Source organism: Paenibacillus sp. FSL R5-0345, from assembly GCF_000758585.1.
Classification (GTDB): Bacteria; Bacillota; Bacilli; order Paenibacillales; family Paenibacillaceae; genus Paenibacillus_AQ.
Genome location: NZ_CP009281.1, coordinates 1,571,687 through 1,587,632 on the forward strand (window position 1 = coordinate 1,571,687; position 15,946 = coordinate 1,587,632).

General features: G+C 45.1%; 11 protein-coding genes. All 11 read left to right on the forward strand.

Annotation, left to right across the window (positions count from 1 at the left end; translation table 11 throughout):
• The first annotated feature begins 26 nt into the window (after positions 1-26).
• Entirely contained in the window at positions 27-887 is an 861-nt protein-coding gene (locus R50345_RS07035; protein WP_042125239.1) for a carbohydrate ABC transporter permease, read from the forward strand.
• Between the two features lies 1 nt (position 888).
• Complete coding sequence (locus R50345_RS07040; RefSeq protein WP_042125241.1) at positions 889-2,925, forward strand: YIP1 family protein; 2,037 nt, start codon at positions 889-891, stop codon at positions 2,923-2,925.
• On the forward strand, positions 2,919-5,201 hold the full coding sequence (locus tag R50345_RS07045) for a DUF5696 domain-containing protein (protein ID WP_042125243.1): 2,283 nt from the start codon (positions 2,919-2,921) through the stop codon (positions 5,199-5,201). The genes R50345_RS07040 and R50345_RS07045 overlap by 7 nt, the downstream gene beginning before the upstream one ends.
• Entirely contained in the window at positions 5,198-6,067 is an 870-nt protein-coding gene (locus tag R50345_RS07050; RefSeq protein WP_042125245.1) for a carbohydrate ABC transporter permease, read from the forward strand. Before R50345_RS07045 ends, R50345_RS07050 begins: the two co-directional genes overlap by 4 nt.
• The gene (locus R50345_RS07055; RefSeq protein ID WP_042125247.1) at positions 6,064-7,056 is read left to right on the forward strand and encodes a carbohydrate ABC transporter permease; all 993 of its coding nucleotides are present in this window, start codon (positions 6,064-6,066) and stop codon (positions 7,054-7,056) included. Before R50345_RS07050 ends, R50345_RS07055 begins: the two co-directional genes overlap by 4 nt.
• 89 nt (positions 7,057-7,145) lie before the next feature.
• Positions 7,146-8,894, forward strand: coding sequence for a sensor histidine kinase (locus R50345_RS07060; RefSeq protein WP_042125250.1), 1,749 nt, complete (start codon positions 7,146-7,148; stop codon positions 8,892-8,894).
• A gap of 6 nt (positions 8,895-8,900) precedes the next feature.
• The gene (locus R50345_RS07065) at positions 8,901-10,523 is read left to right on the forward strand and encodes a response regulator transcription factor (RefSeq protein WP_042125252.1); all 1,623 of its coding nucleotides are present in this window, start codon (positions 8,901-8,903) and stop codon (positions 10,521-10,523) included.
• A gap of 75 nt (positions 10,524-10,598) precedes the next feature.
• A complete protein-coding gene (locus R50345_RS07070) occupies positions 10,599-11,561 on the forward strand; it encodes an ABC transporter permease (protein WP_081382504.1) in 963 nt (320 codons plus the stop codon).
• A 12-nt stretch (positions 11,562-11,573) separates the two neighbouring features.
• Positions 11,574-12,452, forward strand: a complete 879-nt coding sequence (locus R50345_RS07075) for a carbohydrate ABC transporter permease (protein ID WP_042125254.1) — start codon at positions 11,574-11,576, stop codon at positions 12,450-12,452.
• An 80-nt stretch (positions 12,453-12,532) separates the two neighbouring features.
• A complete protein-coding gene (locus R50345_RS07080) occupies positions 12,533-14,107 on the forward strand; it encodes an ABC transporter substrate-binding protein (protein ID WP_042125256.1) in 1,575 nt (524 codons plus the stop codon).
• 122 nt (positions 14,108-14,229) lie between these two features.
• Entirely contained in the window at positions 14,230-15,945 is a 1,716-nt protein-coding gene (locus tag R50345_RS07085) for a glycoside hydrolase family 66 protein (protein WP_052414506.1), read from the forward strand.
• The last annotated feature ends 1 nt before the right edge of the window (position 15,946 follow it).

A 15,946-nucleotide genomic window follows, 5' to 3' on the forward strand; every position in this document is an offset into this window, starting at 1 on the left:
ATCCTTTCGTTAGTGTGGTGAGAAGAATGGTCAAGTTCAATCCCGATAAACTGCATAAAGACCAGCTGGGCTTTCATATATTTTTGCTTGTGTTGTCCATATTTATGGTCCTTCCGATTGTGTTTATCATTAATAATTCATTCAAACCGTTTACGGAGTTGTTTGCGTATCCGCCTAGGTTTTTCGTAAGCCAGCCGACTTTTGAGAATTTCCGTCTACTGCTTCATTTTTCGGCGGAATCAGGACTTCCGTTATCCAGATACGTATTTAACAGTGTCCTCACGACAACGATTGTTATTCTGTCGACGTTAGCGATTAGTTCCATGGCGGCCTTCGGACTGTCGAAGCTGCATTTCAAAGGCAAGGAAACCTTTAACAAGATTAACACGCTGGCTCTGATGTTTGTGCCGGTCGCTGTAGCGATTCCGCGTTTTCTCATTATTGAGAAAATGGGTGTATTCAATACCTACTTCGCGCACATTATCCCGATGCTGGCGATGCCAATCGGTATTTTCTTGCTCAAGCAATTTATGGATCAGGTTCCGGATGATCTGATTGAAGCCTCCAAAATGGATGGAGGAGGAAACTGGCGAGTATATTGGAGCGTGATGCTGCCGATGGTGAAGCCGGCCCTCGTGACTGTCGCGATATTGACCTTCCAGGCCAGCTGGGGCAATGCTGAGAGCTCTGCCAATTTCATGAACGATGAATCTCTGCGCACACTGCCCTTCTACTTGAACACCTTGGTGGCGCAATCGGGGAACATCGTTGCTGGGGCGGGATTGTCGGCCGTAGCCGGACTAGTCATGTTCCTGCCGAATCTGATACTGTTTATAATTTTACAAAATAAGGTCATGGATTCCATGGCTCATACGGGGATTAAGTGATATGGGAAAGTGGACAATGCAAAGAACGCTGAAATTGGTGACGGTTGCGCTGATCATGGTGTTTCTCAGTACGTCACAGGCTTATGCGGCCTCGGATGCTCCCTACTTCACTTACACCAGTGACAGTGAAGGTTATACGATCCGGACGCAGGACGCCTATACGCCAGTCACGCAGATTGGAGAAATCAACGGGCAAAGACTGGATACGCCCGAGCATGTGTTTGTGGATGAGCAAGACTACGTATATATTACGGACAGCGCATTGAACAAGGTATTTGTTTTGGACGGGAAATTACGCTTCTACAAGGAACTCACAAGTGATAAGTTCTCCGCGGTCCAAAGCACATTTGTAACGAAGGATTCCATCTATGTGGTGGATGCCGGGGCAGGACAGATTTATATCTTTGACAAATCCTCTTTCGCATTCAAAAAGGAAATCAGCAAGCCGGATTCGCCGATTTTTACTGAAGGCTACGATTTTAGCCCGACCCATATCGCGGTTGATTTAAGAGGCAATATTTACGTAAGAAGCGCTGGCTCGGTCAACGGTCTGATCATGTTGAACAGGGATGGAGAATTTATCACTTTCTTTGGAGGGAATCCGTTAAAGGTTCCTTTTCTTGATCAATTGCGGTCCAGTCTTCTGACCAAGACTCAAAAAGACAAACTGGAGAAGGTTCTTCCTGACGTTCCCAGCAATTTAGCGATTGACAAGAAGGGCTTTATTTACACTGTTACATCTTCTGTGGAATCTAACCCGATCAAGAAGTTCAATGTCTCGGGAACGAATTATTATCCAGATGGTATCATCGGGACCTATTCCATGGAAAGTGTATGGGTTGGAGGTCATAACACTGTCTATTCCGTGAGCTCGGATGGCTGGATCTTTGAATATGATGCCAATGGCAATCTGCTCTTTATGTTCGGAGGGAAGGATTTCAACTCCAGCCGCCTCGGGCTTCTGAATCGGCCTGTAAGCATTGCCTCCAATTCGACGGATGAAGTGATCGTAGTCGATCAAGGGATGAAATTGCTCCAAATCTACCGTTCGTCCGAATTCTCAAGTGCGGTACATCAAGCAATGGACGCCTATCAGAACGGGGAGTACGCCAAGAGCCAGAAGCTTTGGGAATATACGTTGAAATACAATTCAACTTTTGACAAGGCGCGAATTGGTCTGGGTGAGGCTTACCTTCGGGATGGAGAGGCTGGTGAGGCCTATGAAGAATTCAAGGATGCCCAGTACAAGGCAGGCGTATCGGAAGCATTCTGGGAAATCCGCCAGTCCTGGCTGCAGAACCATCTGGATGTTATTTTCGCACTGTTACTTAGTTTATTGATTATTGGATATGCCCATAAATTTACGAACCGGAAATATCAATATTGGACCAAGATTAAGGATCGGCTGAAGGTTATCTACAAGGTCAAAGTCATTAGCGATCTGATGTTCATCTTCACCTTTCTGAGGCATCCGCTGGATGGATTCTACCAAATTAAATATCAGAACAGAGTATCCAGAAAATCGGCCACTCTGATCTACATGCTGATATTCGCCGTATTCATTCTGCATCATGATCACACCAGCGGTCTGTTTGTTGAAAAACAAGGGTACTTTCTTCATCAGTTATGGATCATTTTCGGGCTTGCGGTGTTATGGATGGTTTCCAATTATCTCATTTGCTCCATCAGCGATGGGGAAGGTAGATTCAGGGATGTCTATAATGCCACGGCATATGCGCTGAGTCCAATTCTGGTTGTTTTGCCTCCGCTTGTTTTGTTCAGCAACGGCTTGACGCTGGAACAATCGGTCTTCTATCACTTGCCGATTCAGGCCATGATGCTATGGATTGCCTTTCTGATGTTTTTTATGATCAAGGACATTCACAGCTATGAGGTTGGAGAGACGGTTAACGTCGTGTTCAAGAGTACGTTTACGATGCTTATCATCGGATTGTTCCTGTTTGTATTGTACTCGCTGGGCAGTCAATTACTTGATTTCGGGTATGACGTGATTACGGAGGCGAGCAAAAAATGGTAAAGAGATGGTTGAAATACGGAATAGTTCTTCTGATTGCAGCGGCACTCGGTATAAATTATTTAATTGGCGACAGCCAGAAGGTCGAATACGGCATAGCCGCTGCCCAGAATGATTATAAAGATATTATTGTGAACAATGCACAGCAGACTTGCTTCAATAGCGGCGCTGCCGCCGGCAGTGCCGCTCCAATTCCGGCTGCCTTCAGGATGGTGGCCGGCAACGAGAAGCTGGAGCTTTATCTGGAGGAAGAAACGGCAGCCATAGCGGTTAAGGACAAGTGCAACGGCAGCACGTGGTTCTCTTATGATGTCAGTGTGAATACGAAAGGTAACAAGTACAGCAATGAGGTTGCAGCCTATATTAAATCCGGGATTTCCATTGTCACGTATAACAAATTCACCTCCGGCCGAAGAACTATATTGGGAGATAATGCGAAGCTGACTTACCAGTACAGGGACGAGGGCTTTACAGCAACGATAGATTTCACCAAGGCTAAGATCAAGTTTGACCTTGTTGTTGCACTGCAAGAGGGAGATTTAATTATTCATGTCCCGCGCAGAAGTATCGAGGAATATAACCCCAAGCTTGGCAAGCCGGGAAACAACGACATCCGGCTAAGCGAGATTATTCCATATCCGTTTTTTGGCAGTGCTACTCATAAAGAGAACGGTTATATCGTCTTGCCTGATGGGGCCGGGGCTATTGTGAAGCTGAGAGAAATTCCGAAGTATGCGACTGGCTATTCGGCACCTGTCTATGGTCCGGATCCGGGATATGAAGATACTCCGGAGTTCACACCCAGGCGTACCGTTGTGAAGCCGCTTGAACGGATAACGCTGCCGATTTATGGCATTATTCATGAGGAAGGCCGCTCCGGCTTGCTTGTGATTGCCGAGGGCGGTGAGGGGTATGCGAATTATAATTATGTATCTCGTGATTTGCAGACGAATTTCTATCAGTCCTATTTTACTTATACCTATCGTACACAGTATGCGCAGGTGCAGAGTCGGACAAATCAGGAACAATCTGTTCTCAGCTTTCAGGAGGAGCCGAATCGGTTTGAGCTGGTGCAGCGCTATGTTTTTCTGGAGGGCGACCAATCGAACTATGTCGGGGTAGCCAAGGGCTTCCGCAGCTTCCTGATCCAGCAAGACGGGCTGCTGAAACAAGATAAGGGGAGGACACACGACCAGGTTCCGATGAAAATTGATTTCGTCAATAATGAATTGGCGATGGGAACACTGGGCGTGGAGAACGTGCCGGCAACAACCTATATACAGGCGCAGGAGCTCGTAAGGAAATTGAAGGAGAAGGGTTACTCAGAGCTGAGTGTTTCATTCAAGATGTTCGTCAAGGATGAGTGGGCTTATCGTTTCACCATGATGAATCAGCTTGGCGGAAGCAAGGCGTTTAAAGAAGCCGTGGATTATTTCTCCGTGAATGATATCAAGTTCAGCCATTATGTGGACTACGCGAGATCCTGGTACGAGAAGACGAAATATACGGCGAGCAAGTTAAACCGCAAGGATATGAGCGTGCTGAATGAAAACAAGGCACAGTATAATTATCTGAATAATCCTAAGTACTATTCCTTCCTCGCTGAACGGGATCTGGAGGCATTCAAGAAATATAAGATCGGCGAACTGGCCCTGGACGGATTCGGGAATAGTCCATTTACTCACTATGATCATGGAACAGTCGGTTATGCGAATGAGGGAATGGCGTACACTGAGAAGACTCTGAAGTATTTGAATGATAATGGAATTAAAACAGGCCTGTATATGCCTGATGCTTATCTGTTCAAATATGCCAGTGATTATTACGACACGTCGATCGTATCCTCCAATCTGATTTTCATTGATGCTACAGTTCCATTGGTGCCGTTAGTCCTGAGCGGTTATATGGATATGTATTCGCCTTACATGAACTTCTCATCCAATGATGCGGAGGCCATTCTTAAGCTGATTGAATTCGGGGTATTCCCTTCGTTTGTACTGACAGGTGAATCGACGTATGAGATCAAACGGACAGGTTCAAGTGATGTCTATGTCTCGCAGCTGAAGACTCTGGAGGACCGTATTGACAATTATTATTCGGTTGTTAGTGAAGCTCTAAATAATGTAATGGGTAGTGAAATGATCAACCATACGATCATTGACGACGGTGTTGTCCTTGTAGAGTACGACAACGGCCGCAAAATAGTGATTAATTACAAGGATACAGAGTATCGCTATCAAGACGTTAGAATTAAATCAAAAGGGTTCGTGATTCTATGAAATTGAGCATAAAAACCAAGCAAGGTTTAATGGGCGTTCTCTTTATAAGTCCCTGGATTCTCGGTTTTCTAGCCTTTGTCGCTTATCCGCTGTACAGAACGATCTATATGAGCTTCTACAAGGTATCCTTCGGATCGAAGTCCGGGTGGAGATACAATTGGGTGGGTATAGAGAACTACAAACGAATCCTGTTAGAGGAGCCAGACTTTGTCGTTGAAGCACAAAATTATTTTATCGGCACATTAGTGTATGTCCCGGTTATTATTGCTCTGTCCATTATTGTGTCGATGCTGCTTAACCAGAAAATAAGGGGAAAGGCAATCTACCGGTTGATGTTCTTCCTGCCAATTATTATTTTGAATGGGAAACTGATTGAGAATATGAGCATATATGGAGGCATGTCCATCACTGCCAATCACTTCATCCTTGAGACGCTGGGGACGATTATTCCATCTAAGGGAGCTTTGCTGCTGATTGTGAATCTGTTTGAGCTGATTCTGCAGTTGATGTGGTATAGTGCAGTGCCAATCCTGATTTTCCTCGCGGCGCTGCAAAAAATCAGCAAGGATATGTACGAAGCGGCATCCATCGACGGGGCATCGCCGTGGACTTCTTTCTGGAAGATTACCTTGCCCACCATTTATCCACTGGTAAGCATATGCGTAATTTATCTGGTGGTTTTCCTGGCAAATTTTGATTTGAATCCGATCAATACCATCATTATGGAGTCCAAATTCGACGGGTCCAGACGTGAAGGCTATGCTTCCGCGCTATCCCTGCTGTATTCCTTAATCCAAATCGCACTCATACTTATCCTATATTTTGCGACCCGCAGCAGAAATTCCAAAGAGGGGGTGGCCAAATGACTCAACAACCGGTCCAAATCAAGCCGTATAAGCAATTGAAGCAGCAAATCGGAAGACGCACGCCTCCGCTCAAAAAGTTTCTGTTCGGTATGCAGATCAGCGACGGATTCGTATATAAGGCGGCAACCTATACGATTCTGACCATCTTCGGATTTATATTCCTGTATCCGCTGCTTTATATGTTATCGGCCAGCTTCATGTCAAACGTGGACTTGGTCGACAGCACGGTGAAATGGCTGCCGAGCAGTATGTATACGTTCAACTATGAAATGACCTGGAAGGCATTGCAGCTGCCCGGCTCATTCCTGACAACGACTATGGTGGCGGGTGCTTCGACAATAAGTGTAATCATTTCTTCCGCTCTAGTGGGCTACGGACTAGCGCGTTTCCAGTTCAAAGGGAAAAATATCGTGTTGCTGCTGCTGTTGTTCACCTATATCGTCCCGAAGACTTTGTTTTTTATTCCGCGGTTTCAGATTTTTATGGAGCTCGGTCTGAAGGGGAATCTGGGTGCGCTTATTATACCGGCATTGACCGGACAGGGAGAGCAGGCGGCTTTGTTTATTTTGATCTTCTTCCAGTTCTTCAAAATGATTCCGAAGGCGTTGGAAGAGGCGGCATTTATCGATGGGGCAGGTGCATTTAGAACGTTCTGGAGAATCGCTATCCCTATGGCGGGGCCGGCCTTTATTATCGTAGGCGTCTATGCCTTCTCGCTCTATTGGAATGAGACCTTTCTGACTTCATTCTATCTGGACGGCAAAATTCGGACGGTTCCGATGCTGCTCGGAGATCTACAGAACACTTACGGCGCTGCGGTCAAAGCCAGTCAAAGCGGAGACTTCAACCAAAATCCGAATTTGAACTTTACGGAGGCGAAGGCCTTTGCGGGAACGTTATTATCCATTATTCCGCTCGTTACCTTATATCTGATTGTTCAAAGATGGTTTGTGGAGAGCATTGACAAGACAGGGATTACCGGGGAGTGACAACAGAAGGAAGAAGGAACAAATCTGTCGGGGTCACAATAGTGGCCCTTTCTTTTTGTTGTGGAACAAACAAACGGAAAGGACGAATTATGAAAAATAAGAAAAATTCGCTCGGTGTAAGGCTTATTCAACTGTTTGCTGCTATAACGATTCCGCTTCTTTCCGTTCTTTTTGCAGGGGGATACTATGCCAAGGAAAATGTATTGGCTCAGGTATCCAGATCCTATCAGAATTTGGTCAACTCCAATCTGAAAATGATGGAGAGAAGTCTCGAGGATATAACTATTAATCTGGTAGATATTGTTGATCATGACGAGAATTTCCTTCAATTCAACCGTCCAGGGCTGAAAGATTCCGATTATTATTTTGCCCGTATGGGAATTATGCAAAGAAATCAAGCCTATCAGGCCTATTATCATAGCGTGGATATGTTCTATCTGTACTCCGGCGTCAATGATATGTTGACATTATCCAATGTATTAGGGAACACGGAGGAATATATGGATGAAATCAGAGCCTGGATCACGGGCAAGGTTCACAATGAAGATAAAATGGAACCACTCCGGTACAAATGGACAATAGTTAATATAGCTGGGGATTACTATATAAACCGGACAGTCGGTAATAACCTGAGCAATCCCAGTTATATCGGCGCGCTCATCCGAATCGATTCTATGCGTTCACCGCTGGGCAATCTGAACCTGCAATCAGGCGGTGATGTGCTTATTGTGGATAATGAAGGAAATATCTTAACCAGTTCTTCGAAATCGATGGGCTACGACTTCAAGCTGCCACACGATAAGATGAATCAGAATTCTTCATTTTCTTATATGCATGATGGCCGGAAATGGTTAGTTGTGTCTAGCCAGTCATCCACCCTGGGGATCAATCTATCTGTGGTAATCCCCGATTCCGAGCTACTCCAGGGCTTGAATACATTCCAAATGATTATTAATGTACTGCCCTTCTTTATTTTGATCATTTTACTGGTTTACTTATATTATTTTCGCCGTATAGTCATTCGTCCGATTCTGAATTTGTTGGGCGGCATTCACCGCATCAGAAAAGGGTCTATGGAAGCCCAGCTTCCTTCTTCTAACTTGTTAGAGTTTCAAGCGCTGAATCAGGCCTTTAATACCATGGTTGTAGAAATACAAAATCTGAAAATTGACGTGTATGAGGAACGGCTAAATGCTCAAAAAGCGGAAATGAAGCATTTGCAAATGCAAATTAATCCTCACTTTTTTCTAAATACGCTCAATATCATTTTCCAACTCGCCGATCTGAAACGCTTTGAATTAGTAAAAAAGACAGTACGGCATCTGGTGCAGTATTTCCGATTCATGCTTCAGGTAAAGGATAACAGCATTACTTTGGAACAGGAGCTTGATCATCTCCGCAATTATCTTGAAATTCAAAAGATGCGATACCAGCAGTCTTTTGATTTTCAAATCACAATAGATGAAGACATTATCCTCGCTTCTATACCGTCCTTGATTGTACAGCCCTTTGTAGAAAATGCCATGCTTCATGGCATAAGTTTGAAAGCAGAAACATTCTATCTGGAAATTTGTGCAGTCAAGTCAGAAGAGAACACCGATACAATGATTATTGAAATCTCGGATAACGGAAGAGGTAGTACTCAACAAAAACTACAAGAGCTGAATTCACCTGATTATAGGCCAGAAACTGATGACGGCCACATTGGTATCTGGAATGTGAAACAAAGATTGGCTATGCGCTATCAGGGCAAAGCCAACATTCACTTCAGTGAAAATGAGCCGTCCGGATTCCGTGTGCGGCTTAGCCTGCCCATTGAATATATGGAAGGAGAATGATGAGAGATGCGTTTATTGATTGTAGATGATGAACAGTTCGCTGTGGAGGGGCTTCTCTACTGCTGCGAATGGAAAGCGTATGGGATTGAAGAGGTCTTGACGGCGAATAGAGCCGACAAGGCCAGGGAGATTATGAATGAACACAGAATAGAATTGCTGATTTGCGATATTGAAATGCCGGATGAAGATGGGCTTTCACTGGTTGGCTGGGTGAGGGAATATTCTCCCTGGACGGAATCGATATTTCTGACCTGTCATTCCGAATTTTCCTACGCCAAGAAAGCCGTTAACCTCGGGAGTTTTGATTATTTGCTGAAGCCTGTTGACACAGATGAGCTGTTGTCTGTCGTATCAGGTATGATAGCAGCCAACCGTGAGAAGGAAGAGTATGCGTCCTACAATCAAATGTATCATAAGTATCTAAATTTATGGCAAAAAGAAAAGCCGAAGCGTGTGGAACGTTTCTGGCAGGATTTGTTGTCCCGCAGTATCCTGTCTTTTGGGGATTTTGTTGACCGGGAGCTGGCGGAGGCTGGCGTGGGGTTAAATTCTGACGATCTGGTGCTTCCTATTCTGATCAGTATTGAGGAGTGGTCTAAACCGCTCAGTCCGCGGGATCAGGAAATCATGGAATATGCCGTGAAGAAAGCGGCGGAGGAATTTTTTACAGAAGAGCATCAAGGGGAGGCCGTCACAGACAAAAACGGGGTTTTGTTCATTCTGCTGTATGCCAAAGGCGCGATGGGAGAACAGGCGACTAGGAAGCTCAGAATTCAGCAGCTCACGGACATAGGTAAACGTTTTATCAAAGCTTGCCGGGAGCTGTTCTACAGCATCGTAACCTGCTATGTCGGCTCATTCAAACCCCTTCAAGAGCTGCCGGGAATGTGCGAAAGCTTAAAAATCATGGAGCGTGACAATATTTCTCGCACACAATCGGTGCTTTTATACATGCCACAGGACCAGATGTTATTATCACCTAATTCGGATGATATCCTGCTCAATGATTTGATCTCTTATATGCTGAATGGCAAGCGTGAGTCCGCTGTGCAGTTTATTCATAATCTGACAGAGAAACTGGAAGCCAATCCTTGCTTTCAGGGAAGAAATCTAGACGCCTTGCATCAGGATACCTTGCAGATTATATATCACTTCTTGCAGGTAAGAGGAATCAATGCGGGAAGCATAGTCCTGTTTACAGACTGGACAACCGCCCGCATACGGGGACTGCTTCAGTACAGGCATTGGGCAGAAGGGATTGTATCGGCGGTCATGGAGGCGGAATTCGAGCGGCAGGAAAAGGGCGGTGTAATTGAGCGGTCCATTCGCTACATCCAGCAGAATATAGAGGAAGAGATCTCCAGGGTCAGCGTCGCTGATTATGTGGGATTGAACCCGGCGTATCTCTCCAGACTGTTCAAAAAAGAGACCGGCCAGAACCTCATTGATTTCCTGATCTCAGTGAAGATGAACCGCACCCGCGAGCTTTTGGATACCACGGATATGTCGGTAAGCGCGATAGCGCAGCAGGTAGGATACAGTAATTTTTCACATTTCACCAAAATGTTCCGCAAGCAGTTCGACGTCAATCCTCAGGAATATCGCAAAGTCACAAAACGATTAGACTGAGGTTATAAAAACGGCAGAGCAGTTGTTGGCATCTCCTTATAATAAAGCCATAACCCAATAAGAAGGTGTGGAACTATGGCTTCGGAAAAAGCAACACTGACACAATCTGGCATCTCGCAGCGCAACTCAAAATGGAAAACCATATGGAAGTACAGAGCCTTGATCGTTCTGGCACTGCCAGGTGTGCTGTTGATGCTGATCAATAACTATCTGCCCATGTTCGGTATTTTCTTGGCTTTCAAGGACTTGAATTATACGGCAGGGATATGGGGAAGCAAATGGATCGGACTGGACAACTTTAAGTTTCTGTTTGCTTCAAACGATGCTTGGCTGATCATTAGGAATACATTGCTGTACAACATTAGCTTTTTGCTTATCAATACGATATTGGCAGTGATGCTGGCCCTTCTCCTCAACGAGGTCAAGAATAAATTTGCCTCCAAATTCTTTCAGAGCACAGTGATCCTGCCTAACTTTATTTCCATGGTCATTGTCGGCTACATCGTTTATGGATTTTTAAATCCGGAACTGGGGTTCATCAATAAATTTATTCTGGAGCCCTTCGGGATAGATCCTAGAAACTGGTATGCGGAAGCGCAGCATTGGCCTTATATTTTGACCATTGTCAACACCTGGAAGGGTGTGGGCTACTCGGCCGTAGTTTACCTCGCAGCCATTGTCGGGATAGACTCTGAATATTATGAAGCAGCCGTCATTGATGGAGCCAGCCGCTGGAAGCAAATGACGAAAATTACGATTCCGCTGATTGCTCCGATCATTATCATCATGACATTGCTGGCGATTGGCCGGATTTTCAACGCCGATTTCGGTCTGTTCTATCAGGCAACTATGGCATCCGGGATGATCAAAGAGACAACTGATGTTATCGATACCTATGTATACAGGGCGTTAATGGTTACCGGCGATACGGGACTCGCCTCCTCGGCAGGGCTGCTGCAGTCTGTTGTTGGTTTTACACTTGTCATTACCGTCAACCTGATTGTCCGTAAATTCAGCAAAGAAAATGCTTTGTTCTAAAAGGAGAAAACCATGGAAAAAAAACGAACTAATCCCTTTATCATTATTTTCCTGTCTTTGTTCAGCCTTGCCTGCTTGATCCCGTTTTGGCTTGTGTTCATGATCTCGGTTGCTGATGAAGACTGGGTAACTGTTAATGGATACAGCTTCTGGCCCGGCAAATTCAGTCTTGTCGCTTATCAGTATTTGTTTGAAGATGCCGAAAAAATATTGCGGGCTTATGGCGTTTCTGCCTCGGTAACGTTGATTGGTGTTGTCATCAGTTTGTTTGTGACTTCGGCAATGGCCTATGCGCTGTCGCGGAAAGAGTTTCCGCTCAGGGGGGCGCTGAGCTTCTACATCCTGATTACGATGTTGTTCTCGGGAGGCTTGCTGCCCTGGTATCTTATCTACACCCGGTTCTTGCATGTTCAGGATACGTTGATGGCCCTTATTATTCCGGGTTTGATCGGCGGCTTTAACGTTATCATCATGCGGACATTCTTCACGAACAGTATACCGCCTTCACTGATTGATTCTTCCCAGATAGATGGTGCAGGTGAATTCCGGACATACTTCAGCATTATTCTGCCGCTGTCCTTGCCTGTAATGGCTACAATTGGACTATTCACCACCGTATCCTACTGGAACGACTGGTTTACAAGCCTGGTCTTCATCCAGAATGAGAAACTGTTCTCTCTGCAATATCTATTGACCAAAACCTTAATGAACGCTTCGTTCCTGCAGACGATTGCGAATAAGGCTTATAGTTCCACCGCACAGGTCACAACACCGCTGGAATCCATTCGGATGGCGATGGCGATGATTGCAATCGGACCGTTGGTGCTGGTATTCCCTTTCCTGCAGAAGTATTTCGTAAAAGGTCTTACCGTAGGCGCTGTGAAAGGCTGATCCCAGCATAATGCTGGATTAGTATATGCAAGTAAAGGATTTAAAGAAAAACAGAAGTATTCCAGGGAGGTCTACTATTTATGAAGTGGTTGAAAAAGAGTTCTGTTGTACTGACATCGTTGGTGCTGACTTCAGTTGTGGCAACCGGCTGTGGCGGAAATAATGCTGCTAATTCTCCGGCGGGCACAGCTCAGCCGGAGGGGACGGCCAGCTCCGAATTGAAGCCTTACGAAGTCGTAATGGTATTCCCCGATGCGCCTCAGAATGACAATCAGCTGGTACAGGATGCAATGAATGATTATCTGAAAAAAACATATCCGGAAATGAACATGACGGTCAAACTGAATCCCATCGACTGGGGCGCATGGAGCGATAAAACAAACCTGATGATGGCCTCCGGAGATAAAATGGATCTGCTGTTTACAGCGGATTGGCTCGGATTCCAGCAACAGGTGACAAAGGGCGGCTTGCTGCCGCTTGATGATTTGCTCGCCAAATACGGCCCGGATATCGAAGCTGTTGAGAAGGATTATCATGATCCGGCTAAACGCGGCGGCAAGCTGTACGGTATCCATACCCACCAAGAGCTGGGCGGCACACAAGGAGTTTATTTGAACAAAGAGTTGGTGGACAAATACAACTTTGATCTCAGTGTTTTGAAGTCCGGAAAGGTCGAAGATCTGGAACCGATGCTGCAGACAATCAAGGAGAACGAACCGGGGATTACGCCTTTGGTAGCGCCAAGCTTTCCGCTTGAAGCTTACTATTCATCTACGAATCTAGATTCCATTGCAAGCATTGCGGTTATTAACACCGTGGGAACAGCAAAAGATGACTATACTGTAATCAACTCGTTCACTACTCCACGTTATATGGAGCTTGCCAAGCTGACCAACAAATGGTACAAGGCGGGGTATATTAACAAGGACGCACTGACACCAGGTCTGGATGCCTGGAAAAAAATTCAAGCAGGTAAAGGATTTGCATTTGTTACTGACATGGATATTATCGCTGATATGGAGATTGGCAAAGCTGCCGTTTCACCGAATGGTTCGATTAAAGCGGGCCGCGAGATGCTGCAGATTCCGCTCAATATTGACCGTCTGCAGACCGGAAAAATGACGGCAACCATGTATGCGATTTCAAAAAGCTCTGAAGATCCGGAACGCGCCATGATGCTGCTTAATCTTTTCTATAAGGACAAGGAGCTTCTGACCCTTTTCAACTTCGGTATTGAAGGAACACATTATGTGCTTAAAGACGGACAAATTGCGCTGCCGGAAGGCAAAACTACAGAAAATGTCGGCTACTACCATGATATTATGTGGCAAGTGGGCAATCAAATGCTTAACTATACACGTGTAGGCGAAGACCCGAATAAATACCAGAACTATGAGAAATTCAACGAACAGATTACCGCAAACCCTTCGCGGATTTTTGGATTTATCTTTGATCCGGAGCCGGTCAAAAATGAACTAATCTCGATCGACAACGCAAATAAAACCTTTGTTGACGGGTTGAAGTCCGGCCAACTCGATCCGGAAGAAGCTCTTCCTAAGATGCTGGAAAAACAAAAAGCAGCGGGATCAGACAAAGTAATTGCGGAAGCGCAAAAGCAGTTGGATGCTTGGCTGGCTGAAAACGGCAAGAAATAAGCAGAGTGTGATCAATAATTTCATTTGTTAAACGGATCTGACGGACAAAAGGGGCATAATGCGTTAGTTATGCCCCTTTTGATTGTAATGGATCATACAGCGAAGAGGAGTGGAGTATTCATATGGAATATTCGATGCTGACTTATATAGATATGTATCCCGATCAAGCCCAGTACAAATCCGGCCAAGCAGGCAGTATTATAGTCGAGCTGGAGACCCAAGAGGATAGGGATCTGGAACTGGTTGTTGAGTTCTACAAATTAGAAAAGCAGGTTGCTGAAGAAACATTTGAGATCAGCCTGGAAAAAGGATTGAGACAAATTGCGCGCATTCCCCTGTTCACTGAAGATACCGAGTGGGCTGGTTACGGGGTCAAGGCTACAGTTTTTTACGATAAATTTGCAGTGTCAACAGCTTATACTTCGTACGATATTGCCGATCATTGGAGTCGGGCGCCTCGGTATGGATTCTTAAGCGATTTTCGCAAGGAAGAATCCGAAGAATTACGTGACGTCGAAAGTATGAACAAATTCCATTTGAATGTTATACAGTTCTATGATTGGATGTACCGACATGATGATCTTGTACCGCATCAAGATGAATTTCTCGATCCGATGGGTCGAATGATGTCCTATAAAGTTGTTCGTGAAAAATTGGCAGCCTTGCACGATAAAGGGATGGCGGCCTTGGCCTATGGGGCTGTATACGCGAGCCTTAAGGACTTTTTACAAGCACGGCCGGAATGGGGGCTTTATAATCGCCAAGGTGAGCCGTTTCAATTAATAGACTTATTTTATATTATGGACATTACACCAGGGTCCCCTTGGACTGATCATATTGTTGAACAATTCCGTCAAGCAGTAAAGGTAGGATTTGATGGAATTCATATGGATCAATACGGTTTTCCAAAGAAAGGGATACGTAGGGTCGAAGGAAGGGAAGAATTGGTTGATCTGGCGGAATGTTATCCGGCGCTTATTGATCGAACCAGCGCGGCAGTGAAGGAAATAAAAGCAGAGGCTGGGGTCATATTCAATAATGTGGGTAATTACCCCATTAGCAAAACGGCATCTTCAGATCAGGAAGCACTTTATATTGAAGTATGGCCGCCAATAGTCCGATTGCGTGAGCTTAAAGGACTTATCGATAATGCAAGATCATTGGATAAAGACAAGCCGATTATCCTCTCCGCTTATCTTCCCTCTTTTTACCCGAAAGCTGGACATGACAAGGAATGGGCTGAGAACGGGGCGCTACTAACGATGGCATCTATATTTGCTAGTGGTGGATATCATCTCTTATTAGGTGAGGATAATGGAATGCTGACGATGCCTTACTATCCCGATTATGCAGTGATGCGGCCTGAATTTGTCGTTGAGGTGAGACGCTACTATGATTTCATAGTGCGGTTTGGTACTTTGATACACAATACGCAATTGGAAGATGTGTCTTACACCTATACAGCAGGGGTTAATACCGAAATCACCTTCGAAGGCAGAGTGCCATTTGCACCGAATGGAGATATTGGCTCCGTATGGACCATCATTAAACGGATGCAAGGTTATCACATCTTACAGCTAATTAACCTTGTTGGCCTTGAGGATGATTATTGGGAGCATGGCAAGAAAAAGCGTCCTGAAACTCAAGATGGAGTTGTCTGCACATTGCTGATTGAACAGCCGATTGAGTGCATCTTCACAGCCAGCCCTGATGATCATAACCAAGAAGTATGTTTTTTGGATTATGAAATTGTACCTCATGGACAAGGGCTAGCTGCCAGATTTACTCTACCGTCTCTGGAGGTTTGGTCCATGGTTGTAGTGAAATTAAGCGAATAGG